General features: G+C 66.6%; 16 protein-coding genes. 5 read left to right on the forward strand and 11 right to left on the reverse strand.

The genetic code is table 11. The annotated features are described in order from the left end of the window. Positions 1-85: 85 nt before the first annotated feature. Positions 86-787 (forward strand): ABC transporter ATP-binding protein, encoded by a 702-nt coding sequence (locus tag WI26_RS08400; protein WP_069225725.1) that lies wholly within the window; start codon positions 86-88, stop codon positions 785-787. After that, positions 784-1587, forward strand: a complete 804-nt coding sequence (locus tag WI26_RS08405; protein WP_069225726.1) for an ABC transporter permease — start codon at positions 784-786, stop codon at positions 1585-1587. The genes WI26_RS08400 and WI26_RS08405 overlap by 4 nt, the downstream gene beginning before the upstream one ends. Positions 1588-1629: 42 nt before the next feature. On the opposite strand, the gene WI26_RS08410 is transcribed toward WI26_RS08405, so the two are convergent. From WI26_RS08410 to WI26_RS08420, 3 genes are all read right to left on the reverse strand, one after another. Beyond that, positions 1630-2103: a PliI family lysozyme inhibitor of I-type lysozyme gene (locus WI26_RS08410; RefSeq protein WP_069225727.1), complete on the reverse strand. Its 474-nt coding sequence runs from the start codon at positions 2101-2103 to the stop codon at positions 1630-1632. Positions 2104-2351: 248 nt separating this feature from the next. Then, positions 2352-2903 (reverse strand): DUF6013 family protein, encoded by a 552-nt coding sequence (locus WI26_RS08415; protein WP_059468496.1) that lies wholly within the window; start codon positions 2901-2903, stop codon positions 2352-2354. A gap of 249 nt (positions 2904-3152) precedes the next feature. Beyond that, complete coding sequence (locus WI26_RS08420) at positions 3153-4169, reverse strand: zinc-binding alcohol dehydrogenase family protein (protein ID WP_069225728.1); 1017 nt, start codon at positions 4167-4169, stop codon at positions 3153-3155. A gap of 124 nt (positions 4170-4293) precedes the next feature. Here WI26_RS08420 and WI26_RS08425 point away from each other — a divergent pair, with 124 nt between their 5' ends. Together WI26_RS08425 and serB are read left to right on the forward strand one after the other, a co-directional pair. Next, the gene (locus WI26_RS08425) at positions 4294-5235 is read left to right on the forward strand and encodes a LysR substrate-binding domain-containing protein (RefSeq protein ID WP_069225729.1); all 942 of its coding nucleotides are present in this window, start codon (positions 4294-4296) and stop codon (positions 5233-5235) included. A gap of 189 nt (positions 5236-5424) precedes the next feature. Then, the gene (gene serB / locus WI26_RS08430; RefSeq protein ID WP_059524213.1) at positions 5425-6270 is read left to right on the forward strand and encodes a phosphoserine phosphatase SerB; all 846 of its coding nucleotides are present in this window, start codon (positions 5425-5427) and stop codon (positions 6268-6270) included. Positions 6271-6355: 85 nt separating this feature from the next. Here the strand turns inward: serB and WI26_RS08435 are convergent, their stop codons facing one another. The 4 genes from WI26_RS08435 to rimO all read right to left on the reverse strand — a co-directional run bounded on the left by WI26_RS08435 (position 6356) and on the right by rimO (position 10504). Further along, complete coding sequence (locus WI26_RS08435; RefSeq protein ID WP_069225730.1) at positions 6356-7540, reverse strand: cystathionine beta-lyase; 1185 nt, start codon at positions 7538-7540, stop codon at positions 6356-6358. A gap of 113 nt (positions 7541-7653) precedes the next feature. Next, positions 7654-8196: a hypothetical protein gene (locus WI26_RS08440; protein WP_069225731.1), complete on the reverse strand. Its 543-nt coding sequence runs from the start codon at positions 8194-8196 to the stop codon at positions 7654-7656. A gap of 16 nt (positions 8197-8212) precedes the next feature. After that, positions 8213-9139, reverse strand: a complete 927-nt coding sequence (locus tag WI26_RS08445; protein WP_069225732.1) for a sugar kinase — start codon at positions 9137-9139, stop codon at positions 8213-8215. A gap of 3 nt (positions 9140-9142) precedes the next feature. Further along, a complete protein-coding gene (rimO, locus tag WI26_RS08450; RefSeq protein ID WP_059468484.1) occupies positions 9143-10504 on the reverse strand; it encodes a 30S ribosomal protein S12 methylthiotransferase RimO in 1362 nt (453 codons plus the stop codon). 272 nt (positions 10505-10776) lie between these two features. Here rimO and WI26_RS08455 point away from each other — a divergent pair, with 272 nt between their 5' ends. Further along, positions 10777-11031 (forward strand): hypothetical protein, encoded by a 255-nt coding sequence (locus WI26_RS08455; RefSeq protein ID WP_059468483.1) that lies wholly within the window; start codon positions 10777-10779, stop codon positions 11029-11031. A 340-nt stretch (positions 11032-11371) separates the two neighbouring features. On the opposite strand, the gene phaR is transcribed toward WI26_RS08455, so the two are convergent. From phaR to phaC, 4 genes are all read right to left on the reverse strand, one after another. Then, positions 11372-11938, reverse strand: coding sequence for a polyhydroxyalkanoate synthesis repressor PhaR (gene phaR / locus WI26_RS08460; RefSeq protein ID WP_011549704.1), 567 nt, complete (start codon positions 11936-11938; stop codon positions 11372-11374). Between the two features lie 118 nt (positions 11939-12056). Then, entirely contained in the window at positions 12057-12797 is a 741-nt protein-coding gene (locus tag WI26_RS08465) for a 3-ketoacyl-ACP reductase (protein ID WP_059468482.1), read from the reverse strand. Between the two features lie 112 nt (positions 12798-12909). Continuing rightward, positions 12910-14091, reverse strand: a complete 1182-nt coding sequence (locus WI26_RS08470; RefSeq protein ID WP_069225733.1) for an acetyl-CoA C-acetyltransferase — start codon at positions 14089-14091, stop codon at positions 12910-12912. Between the two features lie 99 nt (positions 14092-14190). Then, a complete protein-coding gene (gene phaC, locus WI26_RS08475; protein WP_069225734.1) occupies positions 14191-16065 on the reverse strand; it encodes a class I poly(R)-hydroxyalkanoic acid synthase in 1875 nt (624 codons plus the stop codon). Positions 16066-16205 lie beyond the last annotated feature (140 nt).

Genomic DNA, 16205 nt, shown 5'->3' on the forward strand with positions numbered 1-16205 from the left:
ACGACACCGGCGGCTTTTCAATGGGTATTATGGCGCACGCTGCAGCAACGCTTCGGCGCCATTAACGCTTTTTTTCATCTGTGACATGACAGCCCCAAACGGCCTCATCGATGCGCAGCACATCACGCGCCGCGACGCCAGCAGCGGCAAAACACTGCTCGCCCCGACCGACTTCAGCCTCGCCGCGGGATCGCGAATTGCTATCACGGGACCGTCGGGTTCCGGCAAGAGCGTGCTGCTGCGCGCGCTCGCGTTGCTCGACCCGCTCGACGGCGGCCATATCCTGTGGCGCGGCAAGCGGATCAGGCGCGGCGCGATTCCGCGCTACCGGCGCAGCGTCGCGTACGTGCGCCAGCGGCCCGCGCAGATGGACGGGACCGTCGAAGCGCAATTGCGCTATCCGTATTCACTCGCGATCTATCGCGACGTGACGTTCGACCGCGCTCGCGCCGAAGCGCTCGCGGCACGCGCCGGTCGCGGCGCCGATTTTCTCGACAAGCGGGCGAGCGAACTGTCGGGCGGCGAAGCGCAGATCGCCGCGTTGCTGCGCGTGCTGCAGCTCGACCCCGACGTGCTGTTGCTCGACGAGCCGACGTCCGCGCTCGACCCCAACTCGACGCGCGCGATCGAAGCGCTCGTCGGCACCTGGTTCGACGCGGCACCCGATGCACGCGCGTACATGTGGATCTCGCACGATCCGGCGCAAGCCGCGCGGATCGGCACGATGCGGCTCGTGATGCAGGCCGGCGTGCTGCAGGCCCCGACCGCGATGGAGGCGCAGCAATGAGCCCCGCACTGCAGGACCTGAGTCTCGTCGACGTCGGCATCGCCGCCGCGCTCGTCGCGGTCAATGGCGGGATCTCGGCCGCGCTGTCGCTCGGCCTCGGACGCAGGCTCGCGCTCGCCGCCGTGCGCACCGTCGTGCAGTTGCTCGCGATCGGCTACGTGCTCGGCTGGGTGTTCGGCCATCCGCACTGGACCGTCGTGCTGCCGCTCACCGCGTTGATGACGCTGATTGCGGGCTTCGCGGGCGCCGGCCGCGGCAAGCATACGTATCGCGGACAGCGTGTCGACAGCATCGCGTCGATCTGGTTCAGCAGCTGGTTCGTCGCGGCGGTCGGCCTGTTCGTCGTGATCCGCATTCATCCTTGGTACACGCCGCAATATGCGATCCCGATCCTCGGGATGATCCTCGGCAATACGCTCACGGGCGTGTCGCTCGGCGTCGAACGGATGATGGAGGAACTGACCGCACGACGCGACCGCGTCGAAACGGCGCTGGCGCTCGGCGCCACACGCTGGGAAGCCGCGCAGGACGCCGCGCGCCAGGCCGTGCGCGCGGGCATGCTGCCGACGCTCAACCAGATGGCCGTCGTCGGCGTCGTGAGCCTGCCGGGGATGATGACGGGCCAGGTGCTGGCCGGCCAGTCGCCGCTGCAGGCCGTGCGCTACCAGATCGTGATCATGTTCCTGATCGCCGCGGCGTCCGCGCTCGGCACCGTTGGCGCGGTGCTGATGACGTATCGCCGGTTGTTCTCGGCCGACCACCGCTTTCTTGCATCCCGACTCGAGGAACGTGCGCATTGACCCGCGGCGCCGCGACGCACGCGGCATGCCCGTGGCGTGCGCTCAGCGGGCGGCGCGGCGTTTGCCGATGGCCTGGCGCAACGCGGCCGTGACGTCTGCGTCGGGGGCCAGCCCGTCGACCGAGGCGACGAGTCGCACCGCGCGCGGCGTCGTCACATAGGCCTGCGCACCGACGTAACCGCCGCTGCCGGCCGAGCGCGTCGTGACGATCAGCGCCTGCGGTGCGCGCGCGCCGAGGTCGGCCGTGAATGCATCGGCGACGGTGCCGTCACGCGCATGCAGCACACCGGTCACGTAGTCGTCCGTATCGAAGCCGGGTGCGGCATGCGTGGTCGAATACACGCGCACCGCATAACTGCCGGTCGAGCACGGTTCGAGCGCGCCGCTCGACACGACGGCGGTCTGCTGTCGCGACGGCAGCTCGACCTTTTTCACGAAGCTGCAATCATCGGCCGCCTGCGCATGGACGGCGACGAACGCAGCAGCCGACAGCAGCACGCGCATGCAATATTTCATCGAAATGTCTTCGGGGAAGATGGAGGATGCCGGAAGGATAGCGTGACATGCACGTGACGTCACGCATGCCGCCGCGCGAATGGCCGCGCTCCCGGGTCGCACCAGGCACGACGACTCGGCGTCGCGCGACGGAGAGGCCCGAAGCCGTACGCACGAGCCCCTCACACGGGACCATGCCCGGATCGCCCGGATGCGCACGGCGACTGGTTGCGCGCGCACCGGACGCCTCGCCGGCCCGCGCGCGCCGCTCAGTGCTTGATCGACACCGTCACTTTCGTGCCGTCGCTCATCGTGACGGACTTCGACCCGCCATTGGTCGAAATCGACACCCACTTGACCTGGCTCACCGACACGACGTCCGGGCACTGCAGCGACTTGCCGCCCGCGCTCACGTTGCGCGTGCCTTTCGGCGCGGCGGCCTGGAAGCTCATCTGCACGTTCGCGATCCCCTTCGCGTCGACCGACGGCGCGAGCCGCACCTGGGTCTGGCGCACCATCGCGCCGTTCGCGTCGCGCGGCAGGTTGTCGGCGTTCGGGCAACCGTCAGGCATCGCGACCGCACCGCCCGGCGGCACCGACTTCCAGTTGAAGTCGTCCGTTTCGCCCGAGCGGATCTTGCGGGTCTCCTGCGTATTGCCGAAGGTCTTCGAATCGACCTTGACGGTGTATTCGAGCTGCCCCGTCCCGCCACCCTTCAGGCTGCCCTTGACCGGCGGCGCCGCGAATACGCTCGCGCTCACGCACGCCGCCGCGAACACGGCAGACCACGATGCGGCGACTGACAAGCTGCGTTGGCTCATGCTGACCTCCTTGTAATGCGGCGGCACGCGCGTGCCGCGCGGTTTTCGATGCATGATGCGTTGTCAGTCTAACGCCAAGCGGCATGCAGTGCGCCGCAAACGCATCGGGTGTTACCCCGCTTGCGTTCGCGGCGCCGTATCCCGTACCGGCGATGTCGGCTCTCGGGAAGACGCAGGGTTGCCTCGCGTTCTCCGCGCCGATGGAAGTTCGTTCGTTGGCCTGGCAGGCAGCGACCGGTTTGGGAACACTCAGAAGCCGCTCAGCACCAGCTTGCCGATCGTGCGCCCGGCCTCGAGCAACTGGTGCGCGCGCCGCAGGTTCGCAGCGTTGATCGGGCCGAGCTGCTCGCCGAGCGTCGTGCGCAGCGCGCTGCCGTCGACCAGCCTCGCCACCTCGCTCAGGATCTTGTGCTGCTCGACCATGTCGGGCGTCTCGAACATCGCGCGCGTGAACATGAACTCCCAGTGAAACGCGGCGCTCTTCGCCTTCAGCAGCTCGACCGGAATCGGCTTGTCGTTCTCGACGATCGTGCAAATGCCGCCCTGCGGCCGGATTACTTCCGCCGCGGCAGGGAAATGACGATCCGTGTCGTTGAAGATCAGCACGTAGTCGACGTTCGCATGGCCCATCTCGCGCAGTTGCGCAGGCAAGTCGCCGAAATGGTCGACCACTTCGTCCGCGCCGAGCGAGCGCACCCATTCGGCCGACGCCGGCCGCGACGCGGTCGCGATCACGCGCAGCTTGCCGAGCGTCTTCGCCAGCTGGATCGCGATCGAACCCACCCCGCCCGCGCCGCCGATGATCAGCACCGACTTGCCCGCGTCCGCACCCTGCGGCGACACGCGCAGCCGGTCGAACAGCGCCTCCCACGCGGTCAGCGCGGTGAGCGGCAACGCAGCCGACGCCGCGAAGTCGAGCGAGCGCGGCTTGATCGCCGCGATCCGCTCGTCGACCGTGTGGAATTCGCTGTTCGCGCCGGCGCGCGTGATGCTGCCCGCGTAGAACACCTCGTCGCCGGGGCGGAACATCGTCACCTCGGCGCCGACCGCAACGACCGTGCCGGCCGCATCCCAGCCGAGCACGCGCGGGGTTTCCTCGACCTGCGGCTTCGGCGCGCGCACCTTGGTGTCGACCGGATTCACGGAAATCGCCTCGACCTTCACCAGCAGGTCGCGCGGGCCCGGCACGGGTTGCGGCAGTTCCACGTCGACGAGCGCCTGCGGGTCGTCGATCGGCAAGTAACGGGTCAATCCAACAGCTTTCATCACGAAACTCCTTCAGGGCAATCGGGGGAGCCACGGCGCGGCCCCCATGCACACCATCGTAGGCGGCCCGATACTTCGCGAAAACCGCTATATTTCCTGAAACATTTTCAGGAATTTCAAAACAATGGCATCCGATCCGATTCCGGCTCCCGACAAGCCGCTCGACCTGCTCGACGTCGGCCTGTTCGTGCGCGCGGCGCTGCTCGCGAACGTGAGCGCGGCCGGGCGCGAGTTCGGCGTGTCGGCCGCAGTGGCCAGCGCGCGCGTCGCACAGCTCGAGCGCCAGCTCGGCGCACGGTTGCTGCATCGCACCACACGCCGCATCAGCCTCACGCAGGACGGCGAAGTCTTCATGGCTCGCGCCGAAGCGCTGCTGTCGGCGGCCGACGCCGCGCGCGCATCGGTCGGCCGCGGCCGCAGCGAGCCCTACGGACGGCTGAAGGTGTCCATGTCGTCGTCGTTCGGCCGCCAGCACGTCGCGCCCGTGATTCCCGCGTTCCTGCGCCGCTACCCGTCCGTGTCGCTCGACCTGCGGCTATCCGACGAGATCGTCGACCTCGTCGACGACGGCTACGACGTCGCGATCCGCCTCGGCGCGCTGAAGGACTCGACGCTGGTCGCGCGCAAGCTCGCGACAAACCGGCGCGTGCTGTGCTGTTCGCCCGCGTACCTCGCCGAACACGGGACGCCGCGCCATCCGGCCGATCTCGCACAGCACGAATGCGTGATCCTCGGCGACCAGCGCGACTGGTCGTTCGTCACGCCGCAAGGCCCGCTCACCGTGCGGGTCGGCGGCCGGCTCGTCGCGAGCAACGGCGAGGCGATCCGCGAAGCGCTCGTCGACGGCTTCGGCATCGCGATCAAGTCGACCTGGGACGTCGGCCCGCTGCTCGCGAGCGGCGCGCTCGTCACGGTGCTCGACGACTATCCGTTCGCGAACGACGTCGCGATCTGGGCCGTCTATCCGAGCCGCGCGCACGTGCCGCTCAAGACGCTCGCGTTCATCGCGTTCCTGGCCGAGCACTTCGGCGATCCGCCCTACTGGGACGGCGCGGACGCACCATAGGCGCGATCCCGTGAGCGCAGCATGCGGCAGCGCCGGCCGGGCATCCGCGGCGATCCGGTCGCGTCCGGACACCAACCGGCTACAATGGCGCGTTCGCGATGCGACGGCCCGACGCCTGACCGGGCCCACGCTCGCAGGCGGCCGCGCACCGGCCACGCACGCGTTTCATTCGCTTCCAATCATTCCGTCATGACCCACAACCTCGTCATCCAGAGTCTCGCGCCGTTGTCGGACGCGCATCACAAACCGCTGCTCGCGCTGTCGCGCGGCACCCGCATCGTGCAGACCGACGATCACGCGTTGCGTATCGAAAACGCGAACCCCGCGCAGCGGCTCGACATCGACGCGTACTGCGGCACGCACGCGCTCGACTTCGGCTTCGTCGAAGCAGGCCGTACGCTCGGCGAGTTCGGGCTCGTCGTGATGGACATGGATTCGACGCTGATCACGATCGAATGCATCGACGAGATCGCCGATTTCTGCGGGCTGAAGACGCAGGTCGCGGAGATCACGGAGGCATCAATGCGCGGCGAGATCCGCGACTTCAACGAAAGCCTCACTCGCCGCGTCGCGCTGCTCGCGGGGCTCGACGCGCAAGCGCTCGAGCGCGTGTACGAAGAACGGCTGCAACTGTCGCCGGGCGCGGAGACGATGCTCGCCGGCGTGAAGGCCGCGGGACTGAAGACGCTGCTCGTATCGGGCGGCTTCACGTTCTTCACCGAGCGCCTGAAGGCGCGCCTCGGCCTCGATTACGCGCACGCCAACACGCTCGAGATCGTCGACGGCAAGCTGACGGGCAAGGTGCTCGGCGAAATCGTCAACGCGGACGTGAAGGCGCGCATGCTTCGCGATACCTGCGCATCGCTCGGCCTCGAACCGAGCCGCGCGATCGCGATGGGCGACGGCTCGAACGATCTGAAGATGATGGCCGAAGCGGGGCTGTCGGTCGCGTTCCACGCAAAGCCCGTCGTGCGCGATGCGGCTACCGTCGCATTCGACCACGTCGGCCTCGACGGGCTGCTGCGGTTGTTCTGATTTCCGGTCCGCGCACGCCGCCCATGAAAAAACGCCCGCGCGAGTCAGCATCGCGCGGGCGTTTCGTTTTTCCGCTTCGGCTCCGTTATCGGCCGAGCGTAGCCTGCAGCGCGCGCTCGATGTCCGCACGCAGGTCGGCTTCGTCTTCGAGTCCGACGTAGAAGCGCACCAGCGTGCCGCGATGCGGCCACTCCGCACGCATCGACGCCACGTCGTAAGGCATCGCCAGGCTGCATGCACCGCCCCAGCTCCAGCCGATCGCGAACAGCTCGAGCGCCTCGACGAAACGATCGATCTGCTCGCTGCTGTAGCGTTCGTCGAACACCACCGAGAACAACCCGCCCGCGCCGGTGAAGTCGCGCATGAACGATGCGTGCCCCGGACAGTCGGGCAGTTGCGGGTGCAGCACGGCCGCGATCTCCGGGCGCGCCTTCAGCCATTGCGCAAGCGCGAGTGCGCTCTTGCCATGCGCGTCGAAGCGCACCTGCATGCTCGGCAGGCTGCGCAGCACGAGCGAGCAATCGTCGACCGACACGCCGATTCCGCAGCGCATGCGCGCGAGCTTCAGCTGTGCGTGCAGCTCCGCGTTCGCGGTGATGGTCGCGCCCATCAGCACGTCACTGCCGCCCGATTGATACTTGGTCAGCGCCTGCACCGAGATGTCGACGCCATGGTCGAACGGCTTGAACGCAAGGCCGGCCGAATATGTGTTGTCGATCGCGGTGATGATGCCGCGTGCCTGCGCGACCGTCGTAATCGCGCGCACGTCGGGCACTTCCATCGTCACCGAGCCCGGCGCCTCGATCCAGATCAGCCGCGTGTTCGGCTGGATCAGGTCGGCGATGCCGGCGCCGGCGAGCGGATCGTAGAAGCGCGCGGTGATGCCGAAATCCTTCGTGAGCCAGTTGCCGAAATCGGCGTTCGGCCCGTAGATGTTGTGCGGGATCAGCACGTCGTCGCCCGCCTTCACGAGCCCGAAATAGACGTTCATGATCGCCGCGAGGCCCGACGGCTGCAGCAGTGCATGCGTGCCGCCCTCGATCTCGGCAAGCCGCTGCGCGAGCGCGAGCGACGTCGGCGTTGCATGCAGTCCGTAGCGCCACTGGTTGTCGTTGTGCCAGACCAGCGCGCGCATCGTCGCGAGATCCGGGAACACGACCGTCGATGCACGCTCGACCGGCGGGACGAACGAGCGGAAGCCTTCAGGAATGATGTCGTCGGGTTGAACGATGCGGGTCTGGAGTGCGCGCTTCGGAGTGGATGCAGTCATGGCAGGAGGCCGTGGGAAAGGCCGTTCGGTTGCGGAATATGTCGCTAGAGTAGCCAAAATCGGCGCGCTTGGCCCGGTACAATGCGCGCCGCGCGCACCGAGCCAGCGCGCGCTCAGTCGTCGGCGCGCAGGTTGACGATGCCGCCGACCGTCTCGATTTCCCGCACGCGGCCATCGCGCACCTGCAGCGCCGCCCGCTTGCCCGGCGCCAGACGCAGCACGACAGGTTGCGGATCCGATTCGTCCGAGTTCATCCGGTCGGCCTTCAGGTCGCCAGTCGCGTCGAAGCGGCCGATCCACACGCCCGTGATGTTCGTGCCGTCGTTCGATTCCTCGATTTCGAGCGTGTCGCCGTCGCGATCGCCGGCGAGCAGCACCACCTCGCCCGTGTCCGCGAACTGATATTCGCCGTGCACGCCCTCCTCGTCCGTCTTCGGCCCGAGATGCACGACGATCGGCCGGTCGCCGAGCGTACCCTCGTAGCGCGGCAGGCGGGCGAATTCGGGATTCGGCCGCAGCGGCCGCGCGGGCGTCGCTTCATCCTGCTGCGCGTCCGTCCCGGCGGCCTGCGCCTCGACCACGCCCGGCATCGCGAAGCCCACCGCCAGCGCACCGGCGATCACCAGCGCCCGTTGCCATTCCGAATATCGACCCACGTTGTGTTGCTCCTTGCTAGCCCTGCATCAGGCGTTCCACCGCCTCGCGGTACGGAATCGGCGCGACCGCGCCGTAACCCGTCGTCGACAGCGCCGCGGCCGCGTTTGCATAACGCGCGGCCGTGAACGGGTCGTCGCCCGCTACAATCCGCGCAACGAACGCGCCGCCGAAGCAGTCGCCCGCGCCCGTCGCGTCGACGGCCTCGACCGCGAAGCCCGGCACCACACGCCGTTCGTTCGGTGTCGCGACGTACGCGCCTTCCTTGCCGAGTTTCAGCGCGACGACCCGTGGCCCGTGTTCGAGCATCGCATCGACGATCGCGTCGCGATCGTTCGCGCCCGTGAGCGCCGTGACGTCGTCCCAGCTCGGCAGGCAAATGTCCGTCTGGCGCAGCGCTTCGCGCATCACCGCGCGGGCACGCGGCAGCGGCCACAGCTTCAGGCGCAGGTTCGTGTCGAAGCTGACCTGCGCGCCGTTGCTGCGTGCGTGATCGATCGCCGCAAACGCGGCGTCGCATGCGGTCGTGCTGATCGCGAGGCTGATTCCCGACAGGTGAACGGCCTTCGCCGCGGCCAGCGCATCGAGCGGCAGGTCGGCCACCGCATAGCGGCTCGCCGCGGAGCCCGCGCGCAGATAGTCGAACTGGTGGCCGTCAGCGCCGTGCGTGACGAAATACACGCCGGTCGGCGCCGCGCGGTCGATCCGTACGTACGTCGTATCGACCTGCTCCGCCGCCCACATGTCGGCCAACAGGCGGCCGAACGGATCGTCGCCGATCGCGGACACGAAGCCCGTCGACGCACCCTGGCGCGCCGCGGCGATGCAGAAGTTCGACGTGTCGCCGCCGAAGCCCTGCAAGAACTCCGGACGCCCCGGCTGCGACTGGTTGAATTCGATCATCGCCTCGCCGAGCGCGAGGATCTGCGCAAACGCTGCAGTCATCGCTCAGACCTCGCCCCACAGGTCGTGGCCGTCCGCGCCGGTGATCTTCACCGACACGAAATCGCCGACCTTGTAGCGCTTCGACGCCTTCGTCGCCGGCTCGACGTAGACGACCCCGTCGATCTCCGGCGCATCCGCCGCCGTGCGGCCGATGCCGCCTTCCTCGCCGACTTCGTCGATCAGCACCTTGAGGGTCTTGCCGACCTTCCGCTGGATCCGCCGTGCCGACACTTCCTCGGCGACTTCCATGAAGCGCGCACGGCGCTCTTCGCGGACGTCGTCCGGCAGCGCGCCGTCCAGGTCGTTCGCGGTCGCGCCTTCGACCGGCGAATACGCAAAGCAGCCGACGCGATCGAGTTCCGCCTCACGGATGAAGTCGAGCAGCGTTTCGAACTGCGCTTCCGTCTCGCCGGGGAAGCCGGCGATGAACGTGCTGCGGATCGTCAGGTCCGGGCAGATCTCACGCCATTTCTGCACGCGCTCGAGCACCTTCTCGGCGTTCGCCGGCCGTTTCATGCGCTTGAGCACTTCCGGATGCGCGTGCTGGAACGGCACGTCGAGATATGGCAGCACGTGGCCCTTGAACGGGCCTTCGGCCATCAGCGGAATGACTTCATCGACGCTCGGATACGGATACACGTAGTGCAGGCGCACCCATGCGCCGTACTGCGCGGCGAGTTCGCCGAGCGCGGCGACCAGATCGGTCATGCGTGTCTTGATCGGCTTGCCGTTCCAGAAGCCCGTGCGGTACTTCACGTCGACGCCGTACGCGCTCGTGTCTTGCGAGATCACGAGCAGTTCCTTCACGCCCGACTTGAACAGGTTCTCCGCCTCGAGCATCACTTCCGCGACCGGACGCGACACGAGATCACCGCGCATCGACGGAATGATGCAGAACGTGCATCGGTGGTTGCAGCCTTCGGATATCTTCAGGTATGCGTAGTGGCGCGGCGTGAGCTTGATGCCGGCGGCCGGCACGAGGTCGACGAACGGATCGTGCGGCTTCGGCAGGTGCGAGTGCACGGCCTGCATCACTTCGCCCACCGCGTGCGGACCGGTGACGGCGAGCACCTTCGGATGGACCTCCTCGATGAGGTTCGAACCGCTGGCGCTCGACTTCGCACCGAGGCAGCCGGTGACGATCACCTTGCCGTTCTCGGTCAGCGCTTCGCCGATCGCATCGAGGCTTTCCTGCACGGCTTCGTCGATGAAGCCACAGGTGTTCACGACGACGAGGTCGGCACCGTCGTAGGTGCCGGAGATTTCATAACCTTCGGCGCGCAGCTGGGTAATGATTTGTTCGGAGTCGACGAGCGCCTTCGGGCACCCGAGCGATACGAAGCCTACTTTGGGGGACTGGGACATCTGGAATGTGGGGGAGCGTGGCGGCAAAAGCGTGAGTTTACAGCTATTTATGGGTCAGCGAGGCAAAACCGGCGCTCAAGACGCCGTGGATGGCGCCCTCAATACACAGTATCGGACCACCACCTGTGGCTGATCCGGCCCTTTCCGACCAACGACAATGAAACGACGGACACGATCACCGCACGTCATGCATGGCAATCGTCCCTGGCCGCAGTCCGCCCCTATGCGAGAATCGCAACGTACGCTCTCTTCACTTGCCCAACGGGGTTCGCATGACCACCCACATCACGATCGAATTCACCGAGCACGCCGCCGAGACCATCGGCGAGCAGACCAGCACCAGCTTTTCCTATGACCAGGGGGCCCACGTGCCGCAGCCGGGCGACTTCGTCGAACTCGAAAATTCGCACCAGACGTTTCTGGTGATCGGCCGCGTGTTTTCGCTGAAGGCGAACTACTGCGCGGTGAAGCTCGTGCTCGACCTTCCTCCCGCTGACGACCACCAGGATTTCGATCCGGCACTTTGAGCCAAGCCGGCGAACCGCACGGGCCTTGCGACTACGTGTCGTGACGAGGCCCGACGCAACGGCGCGAGCCGCACCGGTACGAACGCGCACCGTGACGCGCGACACGCCCGGGCGTCGATTCGCTGAAGACTGTGTGGAATGAAATCAGAGCGATCGGACCACGATCATGCCCGGCCCGCGCGACGGGCACGGGCATTCGGTGCCGACGATCAGGAATGACCGCCGGCAACATCTTGCAACGGAACCATCGGCCATCGCCGTGTCCGAGCACACGATCGGTCGGATGGCGGCGCCGCGCGCCGGGCGGCATATGCCGCCCCGACCGGCTGCCGCGAATGCGTTACTTCTTTTCCGGCTCCGGCGCGCCCGGTTGCTTGAACGGGAACGTGCTGAACATCGACTTCGCCTGATTCTGCATCTGCTCCTGCATCTGCACGAACATGTTCTTCGACTGCTCGATGTAGCTCGTCATCATCCCTTGCATCATCGGCGCCTGCATGTTCATGAACTGCGACCAGACTTCCGGATTCATCGCGTTGCCTTCGTACAGGTTCTTCGATTGATCCGCGAGCTTGTTCTGGATGTCGATGAACGCCTGGATGTTCTTTTCCAGGTACGTGCCCATCATGCCCTGCATCGCGTGACCGTAGAAACGGATGATCTGCGACAGCATCGACGACGAGAACATCGGCACGCCGCCGCTCTCTTCCTCGAGGATGATCTGCAGCAGGATGCTGCGCGTCAGGTCTTCGTTGGATTTCGCGTCGACGACCTTGAAGTCCTCCTGTTCCAGCACGAGCTGCTTGACGTCGGTCAGCGTGATGTACGTGCTCGTCTCGGTATCGTAGAGCCGGCGGTTCGGATACTTCTTGATGAGCCGCTCGGCCGTTTTCTTTGTAGTAGTCATGTAACGCCTTTGGGTGCAGCGTAGCGCAAGTGACGAATCCCCGCCTCCCGGTTCCGGGAGGCGGGGGCCTTCGGAAACGCCAGGCCGCGCGGCCGAAGCAGCTCGCGCAGCCGGGCGTTCAGCCCATATGCAGGCCGCCGTTCAGCGAGAAGTCGGCGCCGGTCGCGAAACCCGAATCGTTCGACGCGAGCCACGCGACGATCGAACCGATTTCCTCGGGGGCGCCAAGACGACGCACAGGAATCGTCGCGACGATCTTCTCGAGCACGTCCGGACGAATCGCCTTCACCATGTCGGTGCCGATGTAGCCGGGCGACACGGTGTTGACCGTCACGCCCTTCGTTGCGACTTCCTGCGCAAGTGCCATCGTGAAACCATGGATGCCGGCCTTCGCGGTCGAGTAGTTCGTCTGGCCGAATTGACCTTTCTGGCCGTTCACCGACGAAATGTTGATGATCCGCCCCCAGCCGCGCTCGACCATCCCGTCGATCACCTGTTTCGTCACGTTGAACAGGCTCGTCAGGTTGGTGTCGATCACGGCCGTCCAGTCTTCATGCGTCATCTTGCGGAACACGACGTCGCGCGTGATGCCCGCGTTGTTGACCAGCACGTCGATCTCGCCGACTTCGGCCTTGACCTTGTCGAATGCTGCCTTGGTCGAGTCCCAGTCGCCCACGTTGCCTTCCGATGCGATGAAATCGTAGCCGAGCGCCTTCTGGTCCTCGAGCCATTTCACTCGGCGCGGCGAGTTCGGGCCGCAACCCGCGACCACCTTGAAGCCGTCTTTCAACAGACGCTGGCAGATGCTGGTGCCGATGCCGCCCATCCCGCCCGTTACGTACGCAATTCGCTGAGACATAAATCTCACTCCATTTTTTGGTTTCGAGAGCCGCCGCAGGCCCCTCTGACTTCACGTGGCGCCGGCCGAAGCCGCAATCGGCCGGCGCCCGGATTGGTTTGGCAGTGACGGATTACGGACGCTCGACCGCGAGCGCGACGCCCATCCCGCCGCCGATGCACAGCGACGCCAGCCCGCGCTTCGCGTCGCGCTTGACCATCTCGTGCAGCAACGTCACCAGGATCCGGCAGCCCGACGCGCCGATCGGGTGTCCGATCGCGATCGCCCCGCCGTTCACGTTCACCTTCGACGTGTCCCAGCCCATCTGCTTGTGCACCGCCAGCGCCTGCGCCGCGAATGCCTCGTTGATTTCCATCAGGTCCAGGTCGCCCGGCGTCCACCCCGCACGCTCCAGGCAGCGGCGCGATGCCGGCACCGGACCCATGCCCATCACGCTCGGATCCACGCCCGCGTTCGCGTACGCCTTGATCCGCGCAAGCGGCGTCAGCCCGAGCGCCGCCGCCTTCTGCGCCGACATCACCAGCACCGCCGCCGCCCCGTCGTTCAGCCCCGACGCGTTCGCCGCCGTCACCGAGCCATCCTTCGAGAACGCCGGCTTCAGCCCCGCCAGCGATTCCGCCGTCACGCCGTGGCGCACGAACTCGTCGGTCGCGAACTGCAGCGGCTCACCCTTGCGTTGCGGAATCGACACCGGCACGATCTCCGCGTCGAAGCGGCCGGCCTTTTGCGCGGCTTCCGCCTTGTTCTGCGACAGCGCCGCGAATGCGTCCTGTTCCTCGCGCGTGATCCCGTATTCCTTCGCGACGTTCTCCGCCGTGATGCCCATGTGGTACTGGTTGTACACGTCCCACAGGCCGTCGACGATCATCGTGTCGACCAGCTTCGCATCGCCCATCCGGAACCCGTCGCGCGAGCCCGGCAGCACGTGCGGCGCCGCGCTCATGTTCTCCTGGCCGCCCGCGATCACGATGTCCGCGTCGCCCGCCATGATCGCGTTCGCCGCCAGCATCACGGCCTTCAGGCCCGAGCCGCACACCTTGTTGATCGTCATGCCCGGCACCGCGTTCGGCAGGCCGGCCTTGATCAGCGACTGCCGCGCCGGGTTCTGCCCCGAGCCCGCCGCCAGCACCTGCCCCATGATCACTTCGCTCACCTGCTCGGGCTTCACGCCCGAACGCTCCAGCACCGCGCGAATCACCGTCGCGCCCAGCTCCGGTGCCGCGATCTTCGCGAGCGAGCCGCCGAATTTGCCGACCGCGGTTCGCGCGGCCGATACGATCACTACGTCCGTCATTTCCCTTTCCTCCCGGCCCGCACGACACGGCGCATCGCTACCGGCCCTGTTAAAAAAACTGCGGTGCACCGGACAGCGTGCGCCGCTGTCCGGCTTTCGTCAATCGCGCTGCAACACGTAGCGGCCCGGCGCCGGTTCGATCACCGGGAACTGCGCGGAGCCGGCCTTGGCGGGCGGCGCCACCTTGCGGCCGCCGTATTGGTCGAGCCACTCGACCCAGGTCGTCCACCAGCTGCCCGGCTGCTCGGTCGCGCCGGCAAACCAGTCGTCCGCGGATTCGGGCAGATCGTTGTCGTTGACCCAGTAGCTGCGCTTCTTCTTCGCCGGCGGATTGATCACACCCGCGATATGGCCCGACGCGCCGAGCACGAACTTCAGCGGGCCCGTCAGGATCGACGTCGACGCGTAGGCCGTCTGCCACGGCACGATGTGATCCTCGCGCGACCCGTAGATGAAGGTCGGCACGTCGATGCGTGACAGGTCGACGGATTCGCCGCACACGGTCAGCGCGCCCGGCACGCGCAGCTTGTTCTCGAGATAGGTATTGCGCAGGTACCACGCGTACATCGGGCCCGGCAGGCTCGTCGAGTCGCTGTTCCAGTACAGCAGGTCGAACGCGGCGGGCGTGCGGCCCTTCAGGTAGTTATCGACGACGTAGTTCCACACCAGGTCGTTCGGGCGCAGGAACGAGAACGTATTCGCGAACTCGACGCCGCGCATCAGCCCCGGCGCCGCGCCGTTCTTGCCGCCGATGGTCTGCTCGCGCATCTGCACGTGCGCCTCGTCGACGAACACGTCGAGGATGCCGGTGTCGGTGAAGTCGAGCATCGCGGTCAGCAACGTCATCGACGCGGCCGGATGTTCGCCGCGCGCGGCGAGCACCGCCAGCGCGGTCGCGAGCATCGTGCCGCCGACGCAGAAGCCGAGCGTGTTGATCTGCTCGCGGCCGCTGATCTGCTGCACGGCGTCGATCGCCGCGAGCAGCCCTTCGTTCATGTAGTCGTCCCACGTCTTCTGCGCGACCGACGCATCGGCGTTGCGCCACGATACGAGGAACACCTGATGGCCGCTCGACAGCGCATGCGCGACGAGCGAATTCTCGGGCTGCAGGTCGAGGATGTAGAACTTGTTGATGCACGGCGGCACGATCAGCAGCGGCCGCTCGAACACCTTGTCCGTCTTCGGCGTGTACTGGATCAGCTGGATCAGGTCGTTCTCGTAGACGACCGCGCCTGCGGTACACCCGAGGTTCTTGCCGACCACGAACTGCGATTCGTCGGTCTGAGAAATCTTGCCGCGCTGTATGTCGCCGAGCAGGTTCATCATCCCCTGCCGCAAGCTTTCGCCCTGCGTCTCGAGAATCGATTTCTGCGCATCGGGATTGAGCGCGAGGAAATTGCTCGGCGCGGCGGCGGCGGTCCATTGCTGGACGGAGAAACGGATGCGTTCGCGCGTCTTCGGATCGGTCTCGAGCGCGTCGGCCAGCTCCTGCAGGTAGCGCGCGTTGAGCAGGTACCACGCAGCCGCGAATGCATGCGCGGGCGATGCCTTCCAGGCATCCGCGCTGAAGCGCCGGTCCTTCAATTCAGGCGACTCGAGCTTCGCGGCGGCCGCCTGCTGCATCAGGGTCACGCAGTCGCGTGCATAGTCGGCCTGCAGCTTCTGGAGCCGTTCCGGCGGAATCGCGGCCACCGGCAGCTTCAATCCCGCGAACGGCGAAGCCAGGCCGCCGAGCGCGCCCAGATCGGGCATCGACGGCATCTGGAACGGAACCGATGTCGGGAATTGGAATGCGGCGAACGGATTCGCGGTGGTCGCCGCCGTCGCGGCGCGGGCCGGATCGGCGAAACCGCGCCAGGCGTTCAGCCATGCCTCGAACATCTGCTGCATCGGCTGGGTGACCTGGTCGAATCCGGTACTGCCCGCGGAAGTGCCCGCCTGAGCGGACGTCGACGAATTTTTCGATGCTGTCATTACCTGCCTTACCGGTGATTCGTGAGCGTCAATCGTGAAATCCTGCTCGCGCGCGGCGTGCCGGCTGCGAGCCGGGCCGTCATGCTCTGGAGAGGCGTCTCCAGATTCTGCCGCAGTGCGGTATTTTTATCATTATCGTT

This window comes from Burkholderia diffusa (assembly GCF_001718315.1).
Taxonomy (GTDB): Bacteria; Pseudomonadota; Gammaproteobacteria; order Burkholderiales; family Burkholderiaceae; genus Burkholderia; species Burkholderia diffusa_B.